Raw genomic sequence first — 25,777 nt, 5'->3', positions numbered from 1 at the left:
GAGATTACGTCCGGGTGATGGGACACGCGGTAAAACGCATCATTTCGCCCAGCGTTCGGGTTACCTGTTTCAACGCGTACTCAACGGCTGAAACATCGCCCGTCAGTACCACCGCGCCGGTAAACCGGTCGAGAAAACCAATCTCTACCGCCCCTGATTTCGTGGCGATATCACAGGCGATGATTGAGGCTTCGCTAGGGGTAATGGTCAGAATACCGATCGCAGAAACCGAATCTGGTAATCCCAGTTTCTTGAACAAATCCTTACCCGGATTAGCTATAAGATGCGCTAATGTGACCTGTTTGCCAGGTACATATTCCTGAATCATTCGATCCGTGGTGGGTTGCCTTTCCATTATCCCTCCACCATCTGTCGCCACATGCTTTCATGCGGGCGAGGAATGACCGAGCGGTAAACCAGCAGGCCTTTTTCACCCGCACTTTCACTGGCAACCGTCACCGCGTTATTCACATCGGATACATCGCCGGCAACGACCATGTAGCACTTGCCGCCAATACCAAATGCCATATGGACGCGGACCAGCGTGACGTTGGAGGCTTTAACCGCCCTGTCGGCGGCGCAGATGCAGGCAGCAACGCTCCATGTTTCGACAATACCAACTGCCTGACGCTTATCTACGCTGTTTAGTCCGCTGATTGCGGGGAGTACGCTGGCATGAATGTTGGGGAGTACCAGACTATCAACGAGCATATCGCCAGCAAGAGATGTTCCAGTGGCAATCGCCTGTTGTACGGCACCTACGTCACCACCGAGCATGAGTAGAAATTTTCCCGGGCAGATGGTCTTGCTGACCAGTAAATTCACATTCGCGCTTTTTAACATGGCATCGCCAGCTTCCATTCCTTTGGCAATGCTGGTGAGTTCTAAAATCCCTATAGCCTGAGACATGATTAACCTCTTATTACCGTGATGGATTGCTCAGTGATTTCGCTGACAATACCGTCAATACTGGCGTGAACAGGCGCGCCTAATGCACCGGACGGCACATCGGCAACGCATTGACCGCGAACAACGCATTCGCCTTGTTCTACACATGGGATAGCGCTGGCACCTATATGCTGGCGTAACAACAGCGTCGTTTTATCTGTGGAGTAGTCAGTCTCAGCCAGTGGCGCATCGTGATACCAGTCGCTAAGGCCCAGTTTGGTAATAAGGCGCTTAACTGGGATCAGCCGGTACTTCGCCATTTCATCCTCAGGATTTAGCGGCCCTTCATAACGATGGTTGAGCGCCCGCAGCTCGCGTTTAAGCATGCGGTTGATTCGCATCGGCGAAATCCCAACCGGACAGGCAACGCTTTCACACACATTGCATTCTGAGCAGGTCAGGGCCGTGAGCAGTAGCTGCGGCGTGGCCGCCTGCTGATAATTAACCGCACGAACCAGCAGATGCGGGGATAATTCATGACCGATCAAATGCCTTGGGCACAAATCCGTACACAAACGGCACTGCTCGCAAACGGTTTTTGCAACAGAAAGCACAGTGCGTTCATCCTGCATCCGCCGCTGAATCAACGCATGAGACTTAGGCAAAACCAGCAGGCCCCCGGTGGTCTTGCTGACTGGGGTATCCAGTGAAGTAATCAGGCCGCCCATCATCGGACCACCGTTAATAAAGCCGGGATCGTCAACGGTTGCACCCCCGGCCAGCGCCAGAACGTCACGTAAAGACATGCCGACAGGGACTGTGAGTGTGATGGGACTGGCGACTGCGCCGTTAACGGTCAAGGTACGACGCGTAACGGGGTACTGCTGCTCAACTGCTCTCGCGATGTTGAGCACGGTCTGGACGTTATTGACCACTACCCCGACGCTGACCGGCAGCGCGGCAGGCGGAACTCTCCGGCCTGTTGCCATCCAGATGGTCAGAACCTCGTCACCTGCCGGGTAGACATCGGGCAAAATATGTAAGCGGATCCCGGCAGGCAGAAGGGGTGTTAATGCATTGATAGCCTCTTGGTATTTCTCTTTGAGCGCAATAATTCCGGAACTGGCTCCGGTAGCCGTCATGGCATATTGAACGCCGTGGATAAGTCGCTCAGCCTGGACGGCCATCAACTGCTGGTCAACTTTCAGCATTGGCTCACATTCAGCCGCATTGACCAGAAAAGTATCGACCTGCGCCTGTAATTTTACGTGAGCAGGAAAGCCTGCGCCTCCGGCTCCGACAACACCCGCTGCGCGAACGCGTTCGCGAATTGTCTGCGCATCATAGAGCGTGGACTCTGCCGTCATGGCTGTCTTCATAATAATTCCTCAAGCAGTTCCTGCATGGCACTGGCGTCGGCAACACGAGGATTGGTTTGCAGCGTGACATCAGCCAGCGCGGCCTGAACCATCACCGGGATACGTTGTGACCAGGCTTGCTTTCCGTCTTTAAGCGCGTCAACTAAAGAAGGCAACGCACACTGTTTTTTGAGTAGCTCGATATGATGAATGAGCGCATTCAATGCCGCTGTATCGTTCGCGTTATCCGGGCATAAATGGCAGGCTTTAGCGAAACGGGCATAGCGCTTCGCAGCCCGCGGATCGCGAGCATTAAAATGAATGACATGGGTCAGCAGCAGCGCATTGGCAAGTCCGTGTGGCAGATGAAACTGACCGCCCAACTGATGGGCAATCGCATGATTGATCCCCAGTCCAGCCTGACTAAATGCCATTCCCGCGAGCGTTGACGCATTGTGCATTTTCCCTCTGGTTGCCAGACATTCGCCTTTGCTGACGGCGACAGGCAGGTACTGGAAGACGATTTGAGCCGCTTTTTCAGCTAGTGCATCGGTGAAGTCGCTGGCCTTCGTGGATACGTATGCCTCCAGCGCATGCGTTAATACGTCCATGCCGGTATTCGCGGTTATGGCTGGCGGTACGCTGACGACCAGCGTTGGATCAAGGATGGCCATGTCTGGATAAAGCGCATTATTAAACAATGGATATTTAATGCCTTTATCCGGATCGCTAATCACGCAGGCGCTGGTTACCTCGGAGCCCGTACCGCTGGTAGTGGGAATTGCGACACAGGTTTCAATTTCAATACCGAACTGGCGGCTGAACCAGACGATGGCTTTTGCGGCGTCCAGTGCTGAGCCGCCACCAAAACCCATCACGATGTCCGGCCGCAGGGACTGCATTTGTGCAATCCCTTGAACTACAGTGCTGATGGTGGGATCGGGGGTGATATCGCTGAAAATGCTGATGCGGTTATCCGCTGGCAGAGCGTTGCGCAGCTTTTCAATCAGGGGAGAACGCGCGAGAAAACCATCGCAAATAATCCAGATATGCTTATTCGTGAAGCGCTTGAGCACATCCAGACTTCCCTGGCCGCTGTACAATCGAGTTTGCAGTGAAAAGCTATTCATAACGGCCCCATTAACGAATAGAAAAACCGTTTGTCAGCACGCAACGACGAGAGCGTGCGAAAGTGCGCGCAGATGTTGTTCCTTCACCGGTTGGCGTCGCAATAGTGAAGGTTGTAAAGCCTTCACCACCAACGCCGATCCCGGCGTAAGAGGGGCCATTTTTCACAAAGATGGAGGTCTGAAGCGTGCGCGCGGCAAGGTTCAAACGTGACACATTTTGCGAATGCATAATGGCCGTGTGATGCAATCCCTCTTCAACCTTCAGGGCCAACGTTAATGCACTATCAAAATCGCTCACCGTTACGACGGGGAGCATTGGCATCAGTTGCTCGCTGGTAACCCACGGGTCGTCCGCCTGGACGATGCCTATCAGTAATCGAGGTGCTTTTGCCGGAACTGGTATTCCTGCTGCTTCCAGTAAGGTTGCCGGGCTTTTACCTACCAGTTTTTTATTGGCTATGCCTTCTGGTAGACAGACGGCTCGCAGTTTGTCTACCTCTTCTCTATTGAGAAGCATCGCACCAAAAGACTGCATCTGTTGAACCAGTCGTTCGGCAACGGCATCAACAACAATCAGGCTCTTCTCAGCAATGCAGGGGAGGTTGTAATCAAAGGATGCGCCATTGATGATATCTTCCGCCGCCTTAACCAGGTCGGCCGTTTCATCAACAATGCAGGGTGGATTTCCTGCGCCTGCGCCGATGACTTTTTTCCCGCTTTTCATGCCCATAGCAACAATGCCTGGGCCACCGGTAATCGCCAGAACTGCGATTTTAGGGTGCGCCATCATCTGCTGGGTAGCCTCAAAAGTGGGTTCTGTGACCGTGACGACAAGATTACGAATTCCGCAGCAACGGAAAGCAATATCTTCAATCATGGCAATCAGCTTGAGTGAAATCTTTTTAGCACCCGGATGCGGACTGAAGTAAACGCTATTCCCTGCCGCCAGCATGCTGATGCTGTTGTTAATAATGGTCTCTGTCGGATTAGTACTGGGGGCGACAGAACCAATTACGCCAAACGGTGAATACTCGAATAACACCATGCCGCCATCGCCGGTTAGCGCCGTGGTGGTGAGATCTTCGATACCCGGAGTGTTGTCCAGCGCGGCTTTATTTTTAAGGAACTTATCCTCTTTGTTGCCCATACCCGTTTCGGCAGCGCTCTCAGCGGCCAGTGAAGCAAGATGAGGCGTCAGTTCTTCGCGTAGGGCGTTTATGATGGCGCTGCGGGTTTTCAATGGACATTGCTGGTAACGCAGAAAAGCCTGATGAGCGGCATCGATCGCTTCGCCAACGGACGGAAAAATACCGTTACCCTTAACTTCTGCTTTTGCCGGGGCGAGTTGCTCACTCAAAATGTTACGAATAAGGGTTTCAAGTTCTGAAGTATTCATTGATGTGTTCTCACGTTAATCGCCGCAATGGCCGTTTCTGCAATGTCCATATCCTGTTCAACGCTTCCTCCGCTGATGCCAAGACCCCCGAGGAGTAAACCCTCACGCCATAATGCGTACCCGCCACCGAAGGTGACGACTTTTCCCTGCATATGGCTTTCCAGACCGTAAAGCGCGGCGCCTGGTTGCACTGCTGATGACAGCTCATGCGTGGCGGTTTTCATCGCCACGGCAGTCCATGCTTTTTTCGGTGCCAGTTCGCTACTCACAAGTAATGCGTCAGGCATGCGCCAGGCCACCGTTTGGGTACCGTTCGCATCAACAATACTAATGACGACCGGAACCTGAAGTTCTTCTGCTCTCGTCACCGCAGCGCGAGTGAGTTGGTGGAGCTCCTGAAAAGACAGAGACATAGTCGGCTCCTTTGTGGCTGGTGGTTGAACGGCAGCGAGATAGCGCTCAGCCACTTTCTCAATGATTTCGTTTTGATGGGCGTCATGATCTTCTGCTCGTGCAAGCGCATATAAGCAGTCGGACAGGCGGTTGATATAACGCATCAGTACGTGTCTGACGGAGATCTCGGTGGACAGCTCGACCAGTCGTCTCTCTGCGCGGCGTGCCAGAGTTCGGGCAAAGTGCAGTCGGCTGGCGGCTTCGCTGCGGCCTGGTAAAATAAAGCTGCGCAGGGGCGGTACTCTTCCCATTGCGATATCGATGGCACCTTCCAGTGCCGCAATTTCTTCTGAGCTGATGTAGCGTTGCTCTGGCGTCGGTTCTTCGCTTTCGCTTGCCAGTTCGGCGCTGAACCAAAAAAGTTGCAGCTGGATATTTTCAAGTAACTGCCGGTGCTGAGGGTTTTTCGCCACGCAAACGCACAGGCTAAGCGCCGCATTCAGTTCGTCCAGCGTACCGTAGGCTTCCACGCGCGGATGCGTTTTGCTCACGCGCTGTCCGGTAAATAGGGCTGTGGTTCCGGCATCACCTGTGCGGGTATAAATCGCCATAGTTCCTCCTAACGAGAAAGCGTGTCGACAATGCCGACGATAGCCAGATCGATGGCCTCATTAGGGCCGGAAAAAACGTGTCTGGCGCTGGACCCGCTGCTGAGTAATACCAGTTCGCCGGTCCCCGCGCCGACAGAATCAACAGCGACTTCATCTCCACTCACTGGAGACGCAGGAAGCTCTCCGTCAGCACTTACCCGACGTACCAGCAACAGTTTTTTTCCCACCAGTGATGGAGATTTTTGCGTGGAAACCACAACGCCTGTAACCCGTGCCAGATGCATAGCTCACTCCTGCTTAATTAGTTGGACATTTCGCAGACTGACAGCTTCCTGAGCCAGAGCCGTCACGACACATCGACGGCGTAGCACCAGTACGCCATCCCTCAATTGGGCGACGTCGGCATAGCTGAAAAGCTTCTCAGGATGCAAAAAGATGATTCGCCCCAGTTCGTCACTGAACTCCAGCGGCAGACGCGCGAGTTTTTTCACGGGGATTGCGGGTAACAATCGGTGTTGTAGTGAAATCTTCACGCGGACTCCGCATGCCAGCGCGTCGTGAATCATTACCACCGACATGTTGACTGGGCAGCCTTCGGCAATTTGCTCCAGAAATGGCAGGTCCACTTGCTGGAGATGGAGCGACGAGTACTGGCAGCATACTGTCCGTGAATCGATTTCCCGTAACTGCGCGACGCTAAGAGTGAGCGTGCTTTCCGCGCGTTTTTTTAATCGGGAAACAACCTCCTCGATAATGCGTTGCAGCAGTTCGTTGTTCATCGTGAGGTCACCAGTGTGGCGAATGCCTGGGGATTATCAGCGCCTGCAGCATTGGCTTCGTCTGTATCGATATGCATTTCGAGGCGCATATCCGGCGAAACGCGTACGGCGACGTTATCGAAAATCAGTCGACGTTCATCGCCATTAATGGCGACCGAGACTTTATCACCATGGGAAACTCGCAGAATCAGAGCATCGAGCGGCGACATATGGATATGCCGTTGGGCAACGATCACCCCGGATGCTAAGTCCAGTTCAGCAAATGGGCTGACAAGACGAACACCGGGTGTGCCCTGAATATTGCCCGACATCCGCAGCGGAGCAGCAATTCCCAACGTGCGGGCGTCAGTACGGGAAATTTCGACCTGGCTGGTATTGCGCAGCGGACCGAGTAAACGCACATTTTTTAACTGACCTTTTGGCCCCACCAGCGTGACAGTCTGCTCTGCTGCATATTGCCCTGGCTGCAGCAGCTCTTTTTTCTCACTAATTGGGTGATTGGGAAACAAGCGACCGTAATCTTCAGCGCACAGATGAATATGCCGATTAGAGATCCCCAGCGGAATCGGGCGCTCGCGCATTTCATCCAGAACCTTAGCGACAGTGGTTTCCAGTTGCTGTTTATCCATCACGCTTCACCTCGTTTGCCGGAGTGAAGACAAAGTGTGCGCGGCTCACCTTTTTGGCGAGGGCAGGCAGGATCAAGACACAAATTGCAGCTAATCAATTCTGCATCTTGCGGTGCTTCGGGTGCCGCATGGTCTACAAATATCTCTTCATGCGGTATGGCTGGTATGGGGTCGGGCGTTGGTTCAGGCTCCAGGACAACGCTATGCGACAGGATCCCGTCCCCGGGTCTGGAAATGACTTTGTGAGCCACCAGTCCATCTCGCTGGTCAGCGAAACTGACACCGGTGGAAATGGCTGCCTGGACGGAGGCCACATCACCGATTATCTTGATCACCGTCCAGCCCGAACCGTTGGTTTTTTCGAGGCCCACCAGCGTGATGGAGGCGGCTTTCGCCATGACGTCCGCGCAACTGATGGCTAATGCCAGACCACTAACTTCAAGTAATCCCAGTGATTGCTTCACGCTGTGCTCCTTGGTTGCAACGACTTATGCGGATTTAGGTAAAATGGCTTCAACGTCGCTGTGCGGACGCGGGATAACGTGGCAGGATTTCACCTCACCAACGGCGCTTGCGGCTGCGCTTCCAGCATCTACGGCTGCTTTCACCGCGCCGACATCACCGCGAACCATAACGGTGATCAGGCCAGAGCCGATTTTTTCGTAACCAACCAACTGCACGTTTGCGGATTTCACCATGGCATCAGCGGCTTCAATAGCGCCGACAAGCCCTTTTGTTTCAACCAGTCCCAGTGCGTTATTCATACTGCTTTTCTCCTGTGGGTTATGAGTGGCATTCCCGGAACGGAATGCCTTTAACCAGCCGCGCAGCGTTGTTACCAATGCTGCGGCGATCGTGGCTATTTTGTTGATACGTCAGCGTAAAAAGCGGTGCTGATGAGGGTAAGTTTTTGTAGTGCACGACCAGTTTTTCACGGCTACAGCCAATACCAACCAGCAATGGTGATTGGCAGGCGGCCAACCATGCGTTGTGGATAACGTCAGTTGAGTCATTCTCCTGAATCACAAAGGGGATCCCTTCTTCTTCAATACCCAGCAGTACGTCATTCCAGACGTCAGCGCAGTCAGCACTGGTGAAGATAACGATGGCTGGCGTGGTGAGATTACTTTCCATGAGCGAATGCCTTATGCCAGGAGAGAATCAGCCCTGTCGCAACCGCATTGCGCGGACCTTCGGTACCACGAATATTGCCGCGCCCGGCAACCAGTCGATAATGCGCCAGAGCATCGGTGACCAGCTGCGGAACTTCAAAATCCAGGGATGAGCCGCCAACCAGTACCACAAAGGGAATATCCCGAATGTTCCCGGTCGGACTCACCTGACGTAGCGCTCTGAGTGCGTTAGTAACGAAAACGCGTTCCTTAGCACTTCGACGAATGGCTCGTACTTTCTCCAGCGCCAGTTCACCCGGCAGTGGCACCAGTTCATCGGGCTTCACTACGCACACGCGCGCAAAAACCGTTGGCGGGAGAGGCGTAGGGAAGAACTGAACGCTGCCGTCTTCGTGGCGAAGATGGAACAAGCTCTCAACTTTCGCCAACGGATACTTTTTAATCTCTTCCGCGAGGTAACGGTCATCCAGACCCAGTTCACGGGCAATGATCATCGTGACCATATCGCCTGCACCCGCCAGGTGCGTGGCAATAATTTCGCCCTTAGGATTGATGATAGAAGCGTCGGTTGAACCCGCGCCGAGGTCCAGAATAGCCAGTGGTCGCGTGGTGCCCGGAGTAGTTAAGGCCCCCAGAATGGCAGCTTCGGCTTCGGCCCCGCCAACCTGGACGTCAATGTTGAGCTTTTGCGTGATCTCCTGGGCAATCATCGCCATTTGCAGGCGGTCTGATTTCACCATGGAGGCTATGCCGACAGCTTGTTCCAGCGAGAACTCACCGGCAAGTCCACCCGTCACGCTGACAGGAACCGAGGTATCGACCGCCAGCAGATCCTGAATAAAAATTTCATGACTGGGTTTATTGGTTAATTCAGCCATCGTCTGGCGCACATGCTCCAGCATGCCGCCAATATTGGTGCCAGCTTCTCCGGTAACGTTATCCAGTTTTGGGCATTCACCAACCGCTTTCATAATCGCTTCGGCGCCCGCTGCAACGTCGACCCGTACTGTACGACCCTGAGACTGTAGCTCCAGATTTCCGGCAGGAATCGCTCGCGCTTTCACATCCCCTGACGGCGTTTTCACCACCACGGCTGAACGGTTGCCGATCAGCGCCCGTGCCATCGGAACAATGTTTTTAGTCTCATCGGCATTGAGGCCAAAGACAGTTGCAATGCCGTAGGGGTTAGAAAGCGTTTCAATGACCTTTCCTGGTACGGCGACCTCAATGGCAGCCAGCATCCCCAACGGGATACGGTCAATATGAAGGACTTCATCGACGATGGGCAGGGGATGAGTCAGACGATTACTGACCAACACACCATCGTCCTGCTGCAAAATAACGCCAGTCAACTGGTATCCGGCACGGACGGAGGCATTAATCATCGTAGCAACATCGGCGAAATCAAATGCCGATGACACCACCAGAATATAGGGCGTATCCGCCGGGCGACTGAGAAGGTCTTCCGGCGTAATAGTGACGCCCACGCCTAACCCGACGCCGCCCGGTGTTTTAGGGTTATGGCCGATCATGGTGGATTCAGTGATGATGGTTTCGGTTATTGTTTCCATCGCCACGTCGCCAATGACCGGGGTGGCTTCGTTAATACGGATGAGCGAAATATCGCTGACATTGATACCGGCGTTTTTTGCCGCCAGCGTAAGGGCCTCCTGAATGCCAAACACATTACGTAATGTGCCCTTAATTCCGGTGGTTTCTGCCAGCGCGCTGCCGGTGATGCTCAGCACGCCAGACTCATCCAGAGTAGCCAGAGCGACTTCCGTTGATGAGTTGCCTATGTCAATGCCAGCTATATATCGCATGATCCTGTCCCTGAGTTAGTCGTCGCCTTTGAGTTTTTTACGCTCAACGTACAGCGCTGCCGCTTCACGAACGAAAGCTGCACAGATTTTTGCCTGATAACGATTTTCGAGATCGTCGGCGATAGCCATCAGCTCATCTTTTGTTGAGCGGTACGGGCGCAGCGCGTTGTAGATCTCAAGAATGCGATCGTCAGGAACAGCGGTTAGCTCAGCAGCGCGCTCAAAGTTCATCGCCAGCCTGTCACGTCCGGCATCTTTGGCGATTTCCGCCTGGAGGCGCAGTGTTTCAGGGGTGATGCGCATGTCCTGCGCGGTCACTTTGTTGCTCAGAACATTTTCAAGCGTGAAGTCGTCCAGCGTTTTGTTGGTCGCAGTTTTTACCCACTCAGGATGTTTATTCGCGAGAGGGTAATCCGTGACTTTCGCGGTATGTGCTGATGAACTCGCCGCGGGCGGAGTCGCGGACTCGCCTTGCAGGCTGTTCATCCGGCTCAACACATCCCGAACCATCGATTCAATTGCGTCGGTATTCATGGAGGTATCCTTTATCAAAGCGTCACGCGCAGTTCCTGCGGGTTTTTGCCTGTCACAACGTATTTGGTCTCTTTAATGTGCAGAATGGCTGATTTCGCCTGGTACTTAGGACGGGCCATCTGGTCATTCAGAGTCGGGACCGGTTGTGGAGATTCACGCTTGGCATAACGCGCGGCGTTTTTACCGATCTGACGATAGGTTTCCAGCGTCAGAAGCGGTGCCTGAGGGAACAGCTCCAGGTTTGAAAGCGGTGGTAACCCCTGCTGGTGGATAACCGTCGTGCCTTTTGACTGGATGCCGATAGAGATCCCGGAACCGCTCAGACGGTTACCCTCAACGGCAACAAACGCCACATCGGAGGATTTAAAGCAGCGGATAACGCGCGCTTTAATGCCTTCTTCTTCAATACCGGCAATCACTTCGCGCAAGATATTCTTATGCGGGATCCCAACAATATTGACGGTTTGTGACAGGCCAAACGCCGGCCCTACGGCAATAATCACTTCGTCCTGTTGCTGGCCTTGTTTGGCTTCACCAATCTCGGTCAGAAAGCTGTCGCCCTGTGCCGCAGCAGCCTGAGGTGCGCTTGCCGCTGTAGATGCGCGGAAAGAGACGGGTTTGTCGCTGGTCTGCATTTCAGACAACACATCTTCAATTATCTGGCGCAGCAGTTTTTCATTAATTTCCATTTTTCACCCCTTAGCCAAGCTCGTTGGGATCAAGTGCGCCAGGGATGTTTTTGATCTCTTCCCAGCGTTCGCCTTGCAGGCGATAACCTGTTGCCGGACCGGCATAGTCGTTAACATCATTGACAGCGGATAGCACCTGTCCGTCGCCAACGATAATGGCGGAGGTATGCAGGTAATCCCCGGTTAACTTGGCTTTCTGGATGTTGAGCATGTCCTGAGCGACATCGGTAAATCCGCCCTGAGCAAGGGCTTTCACCACTTCCAGACCGTTACGGTTTTTGTTGATGATCTCTTGTGCAAACTTGATATCTTCAACGATGTTACGTTCCGGCATATCTTTCGAACCGTGGGCGTAGGTCGCCGCTTCCACTTCTTCATCAGTGATTGGCGGTAATCCCATCCCGGCAAAGACGGCCTGCAGCGCACGCGCCGCTTTGTTACGAATGGCGATAACGTCTTCTTCACGAACCGGGCGCAGACCACCGTCTACTTTCAGGTCACGCTGGAGAACGTTGTAGTCGTCAAAATCTTCAGCATCCTCGTTCGAACCCGCAAACATGTTGTCGTAGTTCGGCACTGCGGAATAACCAGAAGAAATGAAGTCAGTACCCGGCAGGAACTGCATCAGCAGACGCGCAGTACGACGCATATCCGAGTGGGTAAAGGTTTGGTCGTTGCTGGAGGCGCATTCCAGATCCAGAGAGGAGCAGATCAGGTTTTCAGCCAGCACTGCACGAATTCCTGACGGCACGGCGGAAGGGACTCCGATGCAGCTTACGGAACCGTTTTGCAGACCCTGTACGCCAGCAGCTTTGGTGATGTAAATACAGCGGGCTTCCAGATAAAGCATCGATTTGCCTTCGGCGTAACCCATCTGAACTTCTGAGCCAGAGCCGGAGGTAAAGCGCATTTTCAGACCACGGGATGCGTAGGATGAGGCGAGGAAGCCTTTAGACCATGGCGTGTCATCGCCGTCGGTAAAGACGGGTTCAGTACCATAGACGGAGATGGTTTCAGCGTAGCAGGTGTGGCCTAGCATCCCGAGTTTGAGTTCGGTTGCTTCTTCCAGAGAACACTGAGTTAACACGCCCGGGCGTCCAACCTGTGAGCCGACTAACAGCGCAATGGCGTTAAATGGCGCATAACGCGCAACGGCAACGGTCGTTTCCTGTTCGTCAAATCCACGCCATGCGCCTTCAGCGGCATCAGCGGCAATTTGCACGGGGTTATCTTTGACATTAGTGACGTGCGCTTGTTGAGATGGTGTACGACGAGCACGCATTTTCTGCATGGCCATCATCATCTCAACGACGTTCATATGGGACACGACTTCGACAATTTTTGCCGGCGTCATTGCGGTGGTCAGCGGCACAATGTCTTTGCGCTTCACGTTAGGATCGCAAAGCATATTGGCCAGTTTGACCGAATCCATCGCCATGACTTCTTCAGCGCGCGCCAGGTTAATGCCATAGCGGGCAATAAAATGGTCGATTAAGTCAAATTCACTAGCGGATTTACCGTCCAGTTCAGTGACTGTACCGTTGACGATTTTAATCGACGGTTTGGGGTCGTTCGGGCTTTCCATCGCAATGAAGCCTTCTTCGATCCACTCCTTAACGAAGCCATCCTGATTCACAGGGCGCTTCGCCAGTGCTTCAAATCTTTTCGATCTCATGAATCAGCCTCACTGATATCAGATGTAGGACGGACGATCGTTTTTCGGCTCTGAGCCGAGGGTCCCGAGTACGGTTTTACCGATTTCACGGGCGGAGATAACAGCCTGACGAACAGCGCCAGAGTCACCCGAAATAACCAGAATGGCTTCGTTACTGAAGCTGGTGCCATGAGCAGGGGAGCTGTAAGCCACAACTTCCACGTTGGCGGATTTCAGGGCAGTATCAGCCATCAGGACACCAACGGATGCTGGTGCGCCGACGATGACGCCACAGGCACGACCAATCGGTGCGCCAAAGGCTTTTTCCAGCGCGTAGCTGGCGCGTGCGGTGTACTGCATTTCGATGTGACCGGCTTCGTTGGCATAAACGTCGCCAAAGGTGCGATCCAGTTCTTTCAGTGCAACTTCAATGCCGCGTTTCACGTCGGAAACATCGTTGCCGCCAAGAATAATCAGCGAGCCATGACCTGCGCCGCCTTTGGTATCACGTGGTAACTCAATACTGACGACTTCAGTATTGGTGGCTTTCACCGCTTCATCAGCGGCCATGATGTGTGGACCCGCACCAGTACGGGCGCCAAGGATGCCAATGGAGCGATAGCGTTTTTCAAGTTTCATTGCGTCCAGTAGGGCACTGTCTACGTTGGCGATTACCAGACCGACGGTGTCGCCAATCGCGGTACCGACAAACTCCGTTAAACTGCAGCTTTTCTCTGCCATAGCCGTTTCTCGTGTTGGGTGATTATTTTCTGGGATAGCCTGCTGTTCCGGCGTTGCCACACGAGCAATCACCTGCGCCATGATCTGTTCAACCAGTTCATTGCTGCTCATTAGCTAATTCCCTTCGGTAAGATTTTTTCTACATCGGTATGCGGGCGTGGGATAACGTGTACGGCTTTCACTTCTCCCACATTACGGGCTGCGGCGGCACCGGCATCTGTTGCTGCTTTGACTGCGCCGACATCGCCGCGGACAATAACTGTTACCAGCCCCGAACCAATTTTTTCGTAGCCGACCAGCATTACATTGGCTGACTTCACCATTGCATCTGCGGCCTCTATGGCTGCAGTTAAGCCTTTGGTTTCTACCATTCCTAACGCTTCTTGTTGCATAAAGACCTCGCCTGGGTTGTCCCGATTTTCATGACTATAAAAAGAAGCGAGGAAAAAGAATGGCTGAGTTGAAAGTAAGAGTGAAAAAATAGTGGGGTAACGATGAGATAAAATTGCTGTGAGTTATTGTAATACTATGTTTTTATTGGTTATTTTAATCTTAATTGATATGACTATTTGGTTATGTTAATTCCATATTTACACTTTTCTGAGTGACAGTTTAAATATCATTTGCTATGCGAGAAAAATGAAATTGTGATGATCGTTTGAAAATGGAATTCTGCTGTTCGCAATATTTTATTATTTTGAAAATGTACTTTTAATTGGGTGAATCCACGTTTTGTCGCCTGTTTTAATAAAGGTGATAGCAAAAATTTGCTATCACAACACGATTTTTAAGGGTATGTCGCTTGCAGATTGCCAACAATTTGCCGATACAGATTTTTATAGTAAGTCTTGAAGTAACCTTCCTGCCAGCAAGGAGTCCGCTGGTAAAGACACGAACTCTGCTTAGAAGGTGTCACAATGAACGATTCACTAAGAGCGCAATGTATTGCTGAGTTTTTGGGTACCGGGCTATTTTTGTTTTTTGGTATTGGGTGCCTGAGCGCCCTGAAGGTCGCGGGTGCCAGTTTGGGATTGTGGGAGATCTGTATCATATGGGGCTTGGGGATCTCGCTTGCAGTTTACCTGACAGCCGGGATTTCTGGGGCCCATCTCAATCCCGCTATTACCATCGCACTTTGGTTGTTTGCCTGTTTTCCTGGCCGTAAAGTACTGCCTTATTCTGTCGCTCAGATAGCGGGTGCCTTTGGTGGCGCTATGCTGGCCTATTTGTTGTACGGCAGTTTATTTATTGAGTATGAATCAGCCCACCAAATGGTACGCGGCAGTCTGGAAAGCCTGCAACTTGCCAGTATTTTTAGCACGTATCCTGCCGCCGCACTGAGTGTCTGGCAGGCCGCACTGGTCGAAGTGGTAATTACCTCCATTCTGATGGGGATGATTATGGCGCTAACGGACGACGGTAACGGTGTTCCCAAAGGCCCTCTGGCACCACTGTTGATTGGTATTCTGGTTGCTGTTATCGGCGCATCAACCGGTCCACTTACCGGTTTTGCGATGAACCCGGCACGTGATTTTGGTCCTAAATTGTTTGCCTGGATGGCCGGGTGGGGTGATGTTGCGATGACCGGTGGGCGCGATATCCCTTATTTCATCGTGCCGATTGTGGCTCCCATCATCGGCGCCTGTGCGGGCGCAGCAATTTATCGTTATTTTATTGGCAAAAATTTACCGTGTAATTCGTGTAAGTTGGAGGAAAACGAGAGCTAGCTTCATGAAAGATGTTTATTATTGAAAGGTAAAAACTGTTTTCGTGATCCGGTTTCCTGAACGGCTTAAAAAGTCTCCCAAGAATGGGAGACTTTTGTTATGTTCAATGCTGACTTTCATCAGAGCGCTGGATCGCGAGATGAAAATGAATGTGTGAATAATATGTTTTATTTATAACAATAAATTAACTGAGAGGTTTTATCATGATTTCTGCGAGTGCCCTGAACTCAGAACTCATTAATAAAATCGCACAGGATTTTGCACAGGCCACCAGTCTGGCTGTTGTGGTTGTCAATATTCACGGTGATGAAATTTCTGAGCTTTTTAATTTCACTCCTTTTTGCCAGTTGATGCGCCAGCATCCTCAGCATAGTACGCGTTGTCGTATGAGCGACCGCTGTGGCGGGTTGGAAGCCTCTAAGTCCGATCAACCTTGCATTTATCGCTGCCATGCCGGGCTTACCGATTTCTCAATTCCGCTGGTCATCGCGGGACACCTGGTAGGGTTTGTGCTTTGTGGACAAGTACGCTTAAGTAACGATGTAGGCCTCGTTGATATTCTGAACGTCGATGACCGCTGGCAAGCCGATCCTGAGCTGGTCAACGAGTTCCGTAATGTACCTGAGATGGACTATTCTCGAGTCATTGCCTCAGCGGATTTACTCAAGCTCATCGTCGAAAATTGCCTTAAGAAACAACTCAATTTTGTTGTTATCAAAGATAACCCGCAGCAGTCAGAGCCGGTACGCGCTAACCGCAGTACCAACCCCCATGACAGTAAAATGAAAAAAGCCCTGCGCTATATTGATGCGCATTTATCAGACGAGCTGCGTCTGGAAGATGTTGCCTCTCATGTTTTCCTTAGCCCGTACTATTTCAGTAAATTGTTCAAAAAATATCAGGGTATCGGTTTTAACGCATGGGTAAACCAACAGAGAATGGCAAGTGCCAAAGAGTTGCTTTGCCACAGTGACTGGAGCATAGCCAGCATTGCGCGTAATTTAGGCTTTTCGCAAACCAGCTATTTTTGCAAAGTGTTCCGTCAAACGTATCAGGTTACGCCGCAGGCATTTCGCCAGCAAATTAATGTCATTTCACGCGGAGAGTCCGCTTAAATAGCAATATTTTGCTATTGCCGATTTTTGATATGTGGCGCTATGCCCGTCATTATAAAATGAAAAATAATGACAGCTGCCAATAAATTGTCATAGCGCAACAAAATAATGGTATTAGAGGGATAAACTGCACCAGTTTTTATTTTTGTGATGAGATACAGTGTCTGTGTGAATGACTTTCTTTATTCTTAGCTGATACTTTCATTCAAAAAGTGAACGTATGAATATGTGGGAAAAGGCCAGGAAATTGGCTGAATGAATTCGGAAAGATATTAAACTGAATTATTGTCATGAGGTCGTGAATTTACCTCATAACAGAGAGCTTAATTAACCAGGCTCTTGAACTGACAGGTTTGCCACATTTGTGGTAGGGAAGGGGGTGAGAATCCCCCGCAGCCCCCGCTGCTGTGATGCTGACGACCCCGTATGGACCACTGATCGCAAGATTGGGAAGGACGGGTGAGGATGACGCTAAGCCAGAAGACCTGCCTGTCAGTGACTACCAACAACTTCGGTGGGAAGTGGGTGGTTCAGATGCATACAGTCGAGAGACTGGGTATCTCTACACCCCTACCACCCTGAACAGGATCAGGGTATGGCGGCCAATTTTCACGCATTTGTTCTTGCAGGTACCGGAAGCGGCTGTGGTAAAACCACGGTGACGCTGGGCTTGTTGAGCTTGTTGAAAAAACGCGGTTTGCGCGTCCAGCCTTGCAAAGTGGGTCCTGATTACCTTGATACCGGCTGGCATACAGCGGTATGCGGTACCGCTTCCCGCAATCTTGATAGCTTTATGCTTCCCGTCCCCACGCTGAACGCTCTATTCAACGAGCAGATGCGACATGCAGATATCGCCGTTATTGAAGGTGTGATGGGGTTGTATGACGGCTATGGTACCGACCCAAACTACTGCAGCACCGCCGCGATGGCTAAACAGTTAGGCTGTCCGGTCATCTTACTGGTTGATGGCAAAGCCGTTTCCACCTCAATCGCCGCAACAGTAATGGGTTTTCAGCATTTTGATCCCACTCTGAACATCGCCGGCGTTATTGTTAATCGAGTTAACAGCGAAACGCATTACCAGTTACTGAAAGTCGCAATCGAACGTTACTGCGATGTACCCGTCTTAGGTTACGTACCCCGTATGGATGGTGTTGCCCTTCCCGAACGACATTTGGGTTTAGTCACCGCACGTGAGTCGGTTATCAATCAGCAACCGTGGCAGGAGTTTGCCGCGACTCTGGAGCAAACCCTTGATATTGACGCACTGCTGACATTAAGCCAGTCAACCAATCTTCCTGCTGGCGAATGGCCCGCGCTGCCTGCCGCAGATGCCGGAGCAGGGCTAACGCTTGCAATTGCCGATGACGAAGCCTTCAACTTCTACTACCCGGACAACATTACGCTGCTGGAACGTACGGGGCTTAATATTGTTCGTTTTAGCCCGTTGCACGACACCTGCTTACCCGACTGTCAGATGATCTGGTTAGGTGGTGGATATCCTGAGCTACATGCTGCGGCGCTGGCTCGCAATGTCTCGATGCTGAAGCAACTGCGAGCGGCACATCAACGTGGCGTCGCGATTTACGCAGAGTGTGGGGGGCTGATGTATCTCGGCAGTTCGCTTGAGGACAGTAACGGCGATACCTGGCTGATGGCGGATATCATTCCCGGCCACAGCAAAATGGGAAAACGTCTGACCCGATTTGGCTACTGCGAAGCGCAGGCCGCGCAGCAAACATTGTTAGCAGCAGAAGGGGAAGTGCTGCGCGGGCATGAATTCCACTATTCCGATTTTACCCCTGAAACGCCAGCGGTGATGAACTGTCGCAAAGTGCGCGATGGTAAAACGCTGCAAGCCTGGTCTGGCGGCTGGCAGGTCGGAAACACCTTCGCCAGCTATCTACACGTTCATTTTGCTCAACGTCCGCAGATGCTTAACCACTGGCTGACAGCCGCGAGGAGCGCGCTATGACGATCCTTGCGTGGTGTGTTGCCTGGCTGCTTGATTTTATCATCGGCGATCCGCAGAACTGGCCGCATCCGGTGCGCTGGATTGGCAATCTGATTTCTGCCGTGCAGCGAATTATTCGGCGTTATTGTCATAGCGACCGTGCGCTGCGCATTGGTGGCGCGGTAATGTGGATTGTGGTGGTTGGTCTGACCTGGGCTGCGTCCTGGGGCGTGCTGGTACTGGCAAAATTTGTTCATCCCTGGTTGGGTTGGGTGGTAGAGGTATGGATGATCTTTACCGTGCTGGCCGGGCGATGCCTGGCGAATGCCGCACAGGATGTCGAACGTCCTCTACGGGCCGGTGACCTTGCCGCGAGTCGGGAAAAACTGTCGTGGATAGTGGGGCGTGATACCTCGCAACTGCAACCGCAACAGATCAATCGCGCGGTGGTGGAAACCGTGGCTGAAAACACCGTCGACGGCATTATCGCGCCGCTGTTCTTTCTCCTTCTCGGCGGTGCGCCCCTGGCGATGGCCTACAAAGCGGTAAACACCCTTGACTCCATGGTGGGCTACAAACACGAAAAATACCGCGCTATCGGTATGGTCAGCGCGCGTCTGGACGATGTCGCGAACTTTATTCCTGCAAGACTGAGCTGGCTGCTGCTGGGCGTGGCGGCATTTTTATGCCGTAAAGACGGCTCGCGAGCTTTACAGATTGGCTGGCGCGATCGCTACAACCACAGCAGCCCAAACTGCGCGTGGTCAGAGGCATCCGTAGCCGGGGCATTAGGCATTCGTCTGGGTGGTCCTAATGACTACTTTGGCGAGCGCGTTGAGAAACCGTGGATCGGTGATGCACAACGCGACATTTCGGTAGACGACATTTCCCATACGATTCGACTGATGTGGGTGGCATCGACGCTGGCACTGGCGCTGTTTATTGCGCTGCGGTGGCTGTGGGCCGGTGTAGCCTGAGGACAACATAATGCAATATATCCAGCAACCCCAGGCGATTGAAGCCAAAAGTTTCGACATTATTGGCGAGATCATCCGTGAAACCCGTCCGGACTATCAGTTTGCCAGTCCGTTACATGAAGCCATTATCAAGCGGGTCATTCACACGACGGCAGATTTCGACTGGCTGGACATTCTGTGGTTTTCCAGTGATGTGCTGGAGCAGTTTTGTGCGGCGCTTAGCCGTTCGAGCGTGATTTATACCGACACCACGATGGCGCTTTCCGGGATCAATAAAACGCTGCTGGCAAAATTCGGCGGTGAATGCCGCTGTTACATCAGTGACCCGCGGGTTGTGCGTACGGCAAAAGAGCAGGGTATTACCCGGTCCATGGCTGCTGTCGACATTGCGGTGAAGGAAGAGGGGGAAAAGCTGTTTGTCTTTGGCAACGCGCCGACAGCGCTGTTTCGCCTGCTTGAGCATGATGTCGCTGTCAGCGGTGTGGTTGGCGTACCGGTCGGGTTCGTTGGTGCAGAAGAGTCGAAAGATGCCTTGACCCAAAGCAAGTTGCCCGCCATTGCCGCGTTAGGCCGTAAAGGGGGGAGTAATGTCGCTGCCGCTATCGTCAACGCCATGCTTTATCACATGCAGGGGGCGCGATGAGCGAGGCCTTCGATACGCCGGTGTGGCACAACGGTAAAGCGCTGCGTAAAGGATATACCACGGGATCGTGCGCCACGGCGGCGGCAAAAGTGGCAGCGTTGATGGTATTGCGCCAACACCTCATCCACCAGGTTTCCATCGTCACGCCTTCCGGGGTGACGTTGTGCCTGAATGTTGAGTCGCCACATATCGAAGGGCAGCAGGCGATAGCCGCCATCCGCAAAGACGGTGGTGATGATGTGGACGCCACACATGGGATGCTGATTTTTGCGCGCGTGACGTTAGACGATAGTGGCGTGATTGCCTTACAGGGCGGTGAAGGGGTCGGTACGGTAACCCGTAAAGGGATTGGCCTACCGGTCGGCAGCTCGGCGATTAACCGTACACCTCGCCAGACCATTGAATCTGCCGTCCGCGAAGCGATTGGCCCAAATCGTGGGGCGCAGATTGAAATCTTCGCGCCAGAAGGAGAAGAACGGGCGCAAAAAACCTACAACTCCCGCCTTGGCATTCTGGGCGGTATTTCGATTATCGGCACCACGGGTATTGTCACGCCGATGTCGGAAGAGAGCTGGAAACGTTCGCTGTCGCTGGAGCTGGAAATTAAGCGGGCGGCTGGGCTGGAGCGTGTCGTACTGGTGCCGGGAAACCACGGCGAGCGTTTTGTGCGCGAGCAGATGGGTATCGACACCCAGGTTGTAGTCACCATGAGCAACTTTGTCGGCTACATGATTGAAGAAGCCGTACGTCTTGGATTCCGGCAAATTGTGCTGGTGGGACATCCCGGTAAGCTCGTCAAAATCGCGGCGGGGATCTTCCATACCCATAGCCATATTGCCGATGCCCGCATGGAAACGCTGGTGGCCCACCTCGCATTACTTGGCGCACCGCTGGAACTGCTGACGCTGGTCAGCGAGTGCGATACCACCGAAGCGGCGATGGAGCATATCGACGCATACGGTTTCCAGCACATTTATGACCATCTGGCTCAGCGCATTTGTATGCGTGTTCTGCAAACATTGCGCTTTACCAAAAATCCACCGACCTGCGATGCCATCATGTTTTCCTTTGATAATCAGGTTCTTGGCAGTAATCGTCCGGTCGCAGAAATTGCTGAGGAGATGCAATGTTAACCGTTGTAGGGATGGGCCCCGCCGGTTTGCATTTGATGACGCCTGCGGCACGTGAAGCGGTCGCGGCGGCGGATGTTCTGGTCGGTGGAAAGCGGCATTTGCAGCAATTCCCGGATTTTGCCGGTGAACAGTTTGCTCTTGGCGCCAATATCCCGGAACTCCTGAGCTGGATTAGCGCGCACCAGGAGAAGCATGTTGTGGTACTGGCATCTGGCGATCCGCTGTTTTACGGCATCGGGACGCGCATGGTGGCGCATTTTGGTATTGAGAATGTGCGGATTATTCCCGGCATTAGTGCGGTGCAGTACCTGTGTGCGCAGTCCGGTATTGATATGAACGATATGTGGCTGACCAGTAGCCATGGCCGCAGCGTCTGTTTTGATGAGCTGGCGCGACATAACAAGGTAGCGATGGTGACTGATGCGCTGTGTGGCCCGCGTGAAATCGCGCAGCAGCTCATTGCCCGAGGCAAGGGGCATCGCTGGATGGTGATTGGCGAAAACCTGGCGATGGAAAACGAAAAGATCCATTTCCTGCCTGTGCGTGAAGTTAACGCTGACTATGACATGAATGCAGTGGTGATCCTCGATGAAAGATGAGCTGTTTCTGCGTGGAGAGAAAGTGCCGATGACCAAAGAAGCGGTACGCGCACTTGCCCTCTCAAAACTTGAATTACACCGCGCCAGTCACCTGATTGATATAGGCGCCGGAACCGGCAGCGTGTCGATAGAGGCGGCGTTGCAATATCCCGGATTACGTGTCACGGCCATCGAACGTAACCCGGCGGCGCTCAGGTTGTTGGATGAAAACCGCCAGCATTTTGCCTGCGCAAATATCGATATTTTTCCCGGCGTTGCTCCCATGACCATCGCGGAAAAAGCCGATGCCATTTTTATGGGCGGCAGCGGTGGTCATCTGACCGACCTGATTGACTGGTCGATGCGCCAATTGCATCCCGCAGGGCGTTTGGTGATGACATTTATCCTCCAGGAAAACCTCAACACCGCGCTAACACATCTGGACCATCTTGGCGTACAGGGAGTGGATTGCCTGCAGCTACAGGTTTCCTCGCTTACCGCGCTTGGCAGTGGTCACTATTTTAAACCGAATAACCCCGTATTTGTTATCGCCTGTCAGAAGGAAGGAAACCATGTCTGAGATTTTTGATCCCCGTAGCGTGTGGTTTGTTGGCGCAGGTCCTGGCGATCGCGAGCTGATTACCCTCAAAGGTTACCGGTTGCTGCAGCAGGCGCAGGTTGTTATCTACGCCGGATCGCTGATTAACACCGAACTGCTGGAGTATTGCCCTGCTGGTGCTGAATGTCACGACAGTGCCGAACTGCATCTGGAGCAGATCCTTGATCTGATGGAAGCCGGAGTGAAAGCGGGTAAGACCGTTGTGCGTCTGCAAACCGGCGATGTCTCGTTGTATGGTTCCGTGCGCGAGCAGGGCGAGGAGCTGACCAAACGCGGGATTGACTGGCAGGTGGTGCCCGGCGTCAGCGCGTTCCTCGGCGCGGCGGCGGAGCTGGGTGTTGAGTATACCGTGCCCGAAGTGTCACAGAGCCTGATCATTACGCGCCTGGAAGGCCGCACCCCGGTACCAGAGCGTGAACAGCTGGAGTCTTTTGCCAGCCACCAGACATCAATGGCGATATATCTTTCCGTCCAGCGTATTCATCGGGTGGCTGAGCGTCTGATTGAAGGCGGCTATCCGGCGACCACGCCCGTAGCGGTGATCTATAAAGCGACCTGGCCGGAAAGCCAGACCGTGCGCGGGACCCTGGCGGATATTGGCGACAAGGTTCGCGATGCTGGCATCCGTAAAACGGCCCTTATTCTGGTCGGTAATTTCCTGGGCTCGGAGTATCACTACTCCAAACTCTATGCGGCGGACTTTAGCCATGAATACCGTAAAGCCTGAGTCAATTGCGCTTTTTTGCCTGACTCCTGGCGGCGTTGTGCTGGCGAAACGTCTGGCAGCTATGCTGCCGGTTACCTGTTTTACCAGTGAAAAGCTGCTGGAGGAGGGGTTTATTCCCTTCGAAAACGGCTTTGCGAATACCGCTCGCGAAGCGTTTACGAATTATTCGGCGCTGATTTTTATCGGGGCGACCGGCATTGCGGTGCGCGTACTGGCCCCGCTGGTCAACGACAAGTTTTGCGATCCGGCGGTGGTGGTCATTGATGAACGTGCCCAGCATGTCATCAGCCTGCTCTCCGGTCATGCGGGCGGTGCTAATGCGTTGGCTCGTTATCTGGCGGGCATGTTGGGTGCCGACCCGGTTATCACCACCGCGACGGATGTGAACGATATGGCGGCACTGGATACGCTGGCATTTCAACTGAATGCCCGAATGAGTGATTTCCGTTCGGCGGTGAAGATCGTCAATCAGATGTTGGTCAGCAATAAGCGGGTTGGGCTGTGGTGGGATGACGAACTGACGCAGGATGTCAGCCATTGCGACCGGCGCGGATTTATTACGGTCACCGATCTCAACCAACTCCCTGAACTGGATGCTTTGGTGTGCATCACCTTACGCACCAATTTACCTGAGCTGCCTGTTCCGCACTGGAAGCTGGTGCCGCAGCGGGTTGTGGCCGGAATTGGTTGTCGCCGTGATACGCCGTTCCCGCTGCTGGCTGCGCTGCTTGCCCGCCAACTCGAAGCCCAACAGCTCGATCCGCTGGCGCTAAAAGCGATTGGCAGCATCACGCTGAAAAAAGATGAACAGGGACTTATCCAACTGGCTTCATGCTGCCGCGTTCCTTTCGAAACCTTTACTGCTGACGCGCTGCGTGAGCATGAGCACCGTTTTCCGGCCTCATCGTTTGTTCGCAAAACGGTGGGTACAGGAAGCGTTTCTGGTCCTGCAGCCTGGCTGTTGAGCCACGGACAACTGTTAGGCGAGACCCTGCGAGAACAGGGCGTCACTATCACTTTGGGAGTTTCACACTGATGTTAAGCGTAATTGGAATTGGCCCTGGCTCGCAGGCAATGATGACCATGGAAGCCGTTGAAGCACTGCAGGCAGCGGAAATCATCGTGGGCTATAAAACCTACACCCATCTGGTAAAAGCGTTCACTGGCGACAAGCAGGTGATCAAAACCGGGATGTGCAAAGAGATTGAACGCTGTCAGGCGGCGATCGAACTGGCGCAGGCGGGGCACAACGTGGCGCTGATCAGCAGCGGTGACGCGGGGATTTACGGTATGGCCGGGCTGGTGCTCGAACTGGTCAGCAAGCAAAAGCTGGACGTTGAGGTCAGGCTAATCCCAGGGATGACCGCCAGCATTGCCGCCGCCTCTTTGCTGGGTGCGCCGTTGATGCACGATTTCTGCCACATCAGCTTAAGCGATCTGTTAACGCCGTGGCCGGTTATCGAAAAACGCATCGTTGCCGCCGGTGAGGCCGATTTTGTTATCTGTTTCTACAACCCACGCAGTCGGGGTCGCGAAGGACATCTGGCGCGCGCATTTGAGCTGTTATCTGCCAGCAAGAGCGCACAAACGCCGGTTGGTATTGTGAAGTCAGCCGGACGTAAAAAGCAGGAAAAATGGCTGACCACGCTGGGTGAAATGGACTTTGAGCCGGTTGATATGACCAGTCTTGTGATCGTGGGCAATAAAACAACCTATGTTCAGGACGGCCTGATGATCACGCCACGAGGTTATGTGCTGTGAATTATGGTGATGTGCTGGTCATGGGCGGCACCAGCGACGCGCGCATGCTGTGCCAGCAACTGGATGCGGCAAACGTGGCCTACACCCTGTCCGTTGCGACCCCGACGGGAAAGCAGCTGGCGGGAGACATCAAAGGCCAGGTGCGCTGCGGGCGTCTGGAACGTGAACAAATGATTGCCTGGCTACAGGAAAATCAGACGCGCTGGGTGATCGATGCCTCGCATCCGTACGCCGAGGTGGTGAGTCGCAACATCATGAATGCCTGCGAAGCGGCGGGCGTACTGCTGAGCCGCTACCAGCGCCCTGAGCAGTTGAGCGGATTAACTCACCCGCAGCTTTATACCGTACAAAGTATTCCGCAAGCCTGTGAGGTGGCGCGACGCTTCGGCGATCGCGTGCTGTTGACGACTGGCAGTAAAGATCTGGCCATCTGGCGCGAAGGGTTGCCTGAAAAAACGCTGCTGGCGCGCGTTCTGCCTGTACCTGAGGTCATTCAGCAATGCGCGGATCTGGGATTTGGCGTCGGTGAAATCTTCGCACTGTGTGGGCCGTTTAGCGCCGAGTTCAACGCCGCGTTTTATCGCCAGTGTCAGGCTGATGTGGTGATCACTAAGGCTTCAGGCGCTGAAGGTGGTTATCAGGAAAAAGTTCAACCCTGTCTGGATGCCGGTATCCCCTGCATCGTGATTACACGTCCGGCACCGTTGGTGACGGGAGACGAGTTACTGGAAAGTCAGGCCGCCTTTGCGGCGCGTTTAACGCGCTGGCTGGCCGCGGCTTAAGGA

At 53.2% G+C, this 25,777-nt stretch carries 30 protein-coding genes and 1 riboswitch; of the genes, 12 read left to right on the top strand and 18 right to left on the bottom strand.

Features of this window, described 5'->3' with window-relative positions:
• Positions 1-4 precede the first annotated feature (4 nt).
• From pduU to pduA, 18 genes are read right to left on the bottom strand one after another with little or no spacing between them, the layout of a single operon-like run.
• Complete coding sequence (pduU, locus tag WN16_RS18160; protein WP_003030198.1) at positions 5-355, bottom strand: propanediol utilization microcompartment protein PduU; 351 nt, start codon at positions 353-355, stop codon at positions 5-7.
• Complete coding sequence (gene pduT, locus WN16_RS18155; RefSeq protein WP_003030201.1) at positions 355-909, bottom strand: propanediol utilization microcompartment protein PduT; 555 nt, start codon at positions 907-909, stop codon at positions 355-357. The genes pduU and pduT overlap by 1 nt, the downstream gene beginning before the upstream one ends.
• Positions 910-911: 2 nt before the next feature.
• The gene (gene pduS / locus WN16_RS18150) at positions 912-2,267 is read right to left on the bottom strand and encodes a cobalamin reductase PduS (RefSeq protein WP_044701545.1); all 1,356 of its coding nucleotides are present in this window, start codon (positions 2,265-2,267) and stop codon (positions 912-914) included.
• The gene (locus tag WN16_RS18145) at positions 2,264-3,376 is read right to left on the bottom strand and encodes a 1-propanol dehydrogenase PduQ (protein WP_044701544.1); all 1,113 of its coding nucleotides are present in this window, start codon (positions 3,374-3,376) and stop codon (positions 2,264-2,266) included. The genes pduS and WN16_RS18145 overlap by 4 nt, the downstream gene beginning before the upstream one ends.
• A 10-nt stretch (positions 3,377-3,386) precedes the next feature.
• A complete protein-coding gene (gene pduP / locus WN16_RS18140) occupies positions 3,387-4,772 on the bottom strand; it encodes a CoA-acylating propionaldehyde dehydrogenase PduP (protein ID WP_044701542.1) in 1,386 nt (461 codons plus the stop codon).
• A complete protein-coding gene (gene pduO / locus WN16_RS18135; protein WP_032936761.1) occupies positions 4,769-5,776 on the bottom strand; it encodes a two-domain cob(I)yrinic acid a,c-diamide adenosyltransferase PduO in 1,008 nt (335 codons plus the stop codon). The genes pduP and pduO overlap by 4 nt, the downstream gene beginning before the upstream one ends.
• A gap of 8 nt (positions 5,777-5,784) precedes the next feature.
• The gene (locus tag WN16_RS18130; RefSeq protein ID WP_003030211.1) at positions 5,785-6,060 is read right to left on the bottom strand and encodes a EutN/CcmL family microcompartment protein; all 276 of its coding nucleotides are present in this window, start codon (positions 6,058-6,060) and stop codon (positions 5,785-5,787) included.
• A gap of 3 nt (positions 6,061-6,063) precedes the next feature.
• On the bottom strand, positions 6,064-6,555 hold the full coding sequence (gene pduM / locus WN16_RS18125; protein WP_088169022.1) for a microcompartment protein PduM: 492 nt from the start codon (positions 6,553-6,555) through the stop codon (positions 6,064-6,066).
• Positions 6,552-7,184 (bottom strand): phosphate propanoyltransferase, encoded by a 633-nt coding sequence (locus tag WN16_RS18120; RefSeq protein ID WP_003839005.1) that lies wholly within the window; start codon positions 7,182-7,184, stop codon positions 6,552-6,554. Before WN16_RS18120 ends, pduM begins: the two co-directional genes overlap by 4 nt.
• The gene (locus WN16_RS18115; protein WP_003839007.1) at positions 7,184-7,648 is read right to left on the bottom strand and encodes a BMC domain-containing protein; all 465 of its coding nucleotides are present in this window, start codon (positions 7,646-7,648) and stop codon (positions 7,184-7,186) included. Before WN16_RS18115 ends, WN16_RS18120 begins: the two co-directional genes overlap by 1 nt.
• A 24-nt stretch (positions 7,649-7,672) precedes the next feature.
• Positions 7,673-7,948 carry a propanediol utilization microcompartment protein PduJ gene (gene pduJ / locus WN16_RS18110; protein WP_001057752.1) on the bottom strand — a complete coding sequence of 92 codons (276 nt, stop codon included), beginning with the start codon at positions 7,946-7,948 and terminating at the stop codon, positions 7,673-7,675.
• A gap of 19 nt (positions 7,949-7,967) precedes the next feature.
• Positions 7,968-8,318 carry a glycerol dehydratase reactivase beta/small subunit family protein gene (locus WN16_RS18105; protein WP_003844243.1) on the bottom strand — a complete coding sequence of 117 codons (351 nt, stop codon included), beginning with the start codon at positions 8,316-8,318 and terminating at the stop codon, positions 7,968-7,970.
• Positions 8,308-10,140, bottom strand: a complete 1,833-nt coding sequence (locus tag WN16_RS18100) for a diol dehydratase reactivase subunit alpha (RefSeq protein ID WP_003839013.1) — start codon at positions 10,138-10,140, stop codon at positions 8,308-8,310. Before WN16_RS18100 ends, WN16_RS18105 begins: the two co-directional genes overlap by 11 nt.
• 15 nt (positions 10,141-10,155) lie before the next feature.
• Positions 10,156-10,674: a propanediol dehydratase small subunit PduE gene (gene pduE, locus WN16_RS18095; RefSeq protein WP_003030243.1), complete on the bottom strand. Its 519-nt coding sequence runs from the start codon at positions 10,672-10,674 to the stop codon at positions 10,156-10,158.
• A gap of 14 nt (positions 10,675-10,688) precedes the next feature.
• The gene (gene pduD / locus WN16_RS18090) at positions 10,689-11,363 is read right to left on the bottom strand and encodes a propanediol dehydratase medium subunit PduD (protein WP_032949568.1); all 675 of its coding nucleotides are present in this window, start codon (positions 11,361-11,363) and stop codon (positions 10,689-10,691) included.
• Positions 11,364-11,373: 10 nt separating this feature from the next.
• Positions 11,374-13,038, bottom strand: coding sequence for a propanediol dehydratase large subunit PduC (gene pduC / locus WN16_RS18085; RefSeq protein ID WP_003030249.1), 1,665 nt, complete (start codon positions 13,036-13,038; stop codon positions 11,374-11,376).
• Positions 13,039-13,056: 18 nt separating this feature from the next.
• Complete coding sequence (gene pduB / locus WN16_RS18080) at positions 13,057-13,869, bottom strand: propanediol utilization microcompartment protein PduB (RefSeq protein WP_003030252.1); 813 nt, start codon at positions 13,867-13,869, stop codon at positions 13,057-13,059.
• Entirely contained in the window at positions 13,869-14,150 is a 282-nt protein-coding gene (pduA, locus tag WN16_RS18075) for a propanediol utilization microcompartment protein PduA (RefSeq protein ID WP_003030255.1), read from the bottom strand. The genes pduB and pduA overlap by 1 nt, the downstream gene beginning before the upstream one ends.
• Positions 14,151-14,675: 525 nt before the next feature.
• On the opposite strand from pduA, the gene pduF reads away from it, so the two are divergent.
• The 12 genes from pduF (at position 14,676) to WN16_RS18015 (ending at position 25,774) form a co-directional block, all read left to right on the top strand.
• The gene (gene pduF / locus WN16_RS18070) at positions 14,676-15,485 is read left to right on the top strand and encodes a propanediol diffusion facilitator PduF (RefSeq protein ID WP_003030258.1); all 810 of its coding nucleotides are present in this window, start codon (positions 14,676-14,678) and stop codon (positions 15,483-15,485) included.
• 203 nt (positions 15,486-15,688) lie between these two features.
• Entirely contained in the window at positions 15,689-16,600 is a 912-nt protein-coding gene (gene pocR / locus WN16_RS18065; RefSeq protein ID WP_003030260.1) for a regulatory protein PocR, read from the top strand.
• Positions 16,601-16,932: 332 nt separating this feature from the next.
• A riboswitch (cobalamin riboswitch) is annotated at positions 16,933-17,108 on the top strand.
• Positions 17,109-17,195: 87 nt separating this feature from the next.
• Entirely contained in the window at positions 17,196-18,575 is a 1,380-nt protein-coding gene (locus WN16_RS18060) for a cobyrinate a,c-diamide synthase (protein ID WP_044701540.1), read from the top strand.
• A complete protein-coding gene (gene cbiB / locus WN16_RS18055) occupies positions 18,572-19,531 on the top strand; it encodes an adenosylcobinamide-phosphate synthase CbiB (protein ID WP_103790821.1) in 960 nt (319 codons plus the stop codon). The genes WN16_RS18060 and cbiB overlap by 4 nt, the downstream gene beginning before the upstream one ends.
• 10 nt (positions 19,532-19,541) lie before the next feature.
• A complete protein-coding gene (locus tag WN16_RS18050) occupies positions 19,542-20,174 on the top strand; it encodes a cobalt-precorrin-8 methylmutase (RefSeq protein WP_003030267.1) in 633 nt (210 codons plus the stop codon).
• Positions 20,171-21,307 (top strand): cobalt-precorrin-5B (C(1))-methyltransferase CbiD, encoded by a 1,137-nt coding sequence (cbiD, locus tag WN16_RS18045; protein ID WP_003030269.1) that lies wholly within the window; start codon positions 20,171-20,173, stop codon positions 21,305-21,307. Before WN16_RS18050 ends, cbiD begins: the two co-directional genes overlap by 4 nt.
• On the top strand, positions 21,301-21,906 hold the full coding sequence (locus WN16_RS18040; RefSeq protein WP_003030270.1) for a cobalt-precorrin-7 (C(5))-methyltransferase: 606 nt from the start codon (positions 21,301-21,303) through the stop codon (positions 21,904-21,906). Before cbiD ends, WN16_RS18040 begins: the two co-directional genes overlap by 7 nt.
• Positions 21,896-22,465 carry a decarboxylating cobalt-precorrin-6B (C(15))-methyltransferase gene (locus WN16_RS18035; protein WP_003030273.1) on the top strand — a complete coding sequence of 190 codons (570 nt, stop codon included), beginning with the start codon at positions 21,896-21,898 and terminating at the stop codon, positions 22,463-22,465. Before WN16_RS18040 ends, WN16_RS18035 begins: the two co-directional genes overlap by 11 nt.
• A complete protein-coding gene (locus WN16_RS18030; protein WP_003030275.1) occupies positions 22,458-23,231 on the top strand; it encodes a cobalt-precorrin-4 methyltransferase in 774 nt (257 codons plus the stop codon). Before WN16_RS18035 ends, WN16_RS18030 begins: the two co-directional genes overlap by 8 nt.
• The gene (cbiG, locus tag WN16_RS18025; RefSeq protein ID WP_003030276.1) at positions 23,212-24,267 is read left to right on the top strand and encodes a cobalt-precorrin 5A hydrolase; all 1,056 of its coding nucleotides are present in this window, start codon (positions 23,212-23,214) and stop codon (positions 24,265-24,267) included. Before WN16_RS18030 ends, cbiG begins: the two co-directional genes overlap by 20 nt.
• Entirely contained in the window at positions 24,267-24,992 is a 726-nt protein-coding gene (locus WN16_RS18020) for a precorrin-3B C(17)-methyltransferase (RefSeq protein WP_003030278.1), read from the top strand. Before cbiG ends, WN16_RS18020 begins: the two co-directional genes overlap by 1 nt.
• Positions 24,989-25,774 carry a cobalt-precorrin-6A reductase gene (locus tag WN16_RS18015; RefSeq protein WP_003844233.1) on the top strand — a complete coding sequence of 262 codons (786 nt, stop codon included), beginning with the start codon at positions 24,989-24,991 and terminating at the stop codon, positions 25,772-25,774. Before WN16_RS18020 ends, WN16_RS18015 begins: the two co-directional genes overlap by 4 nt.
• Positions 25,775-25,777: the final 3 nt, after the last annotated feature.

It is taken from the genome of Citrobacter sp. ABFQG (assembly GCF_004322975.1).
GTDB lineage: Bacteria > Pseudomonadota > Gammaproteobacteria > Enterobacterales > Enterobacteriaceae > Citrobacter > Citrobacter freundii.
Note: the sequence above shows the minus strand (reverse complement) of the source record. Positions and strands in the feature narration are given on the sequence as shown.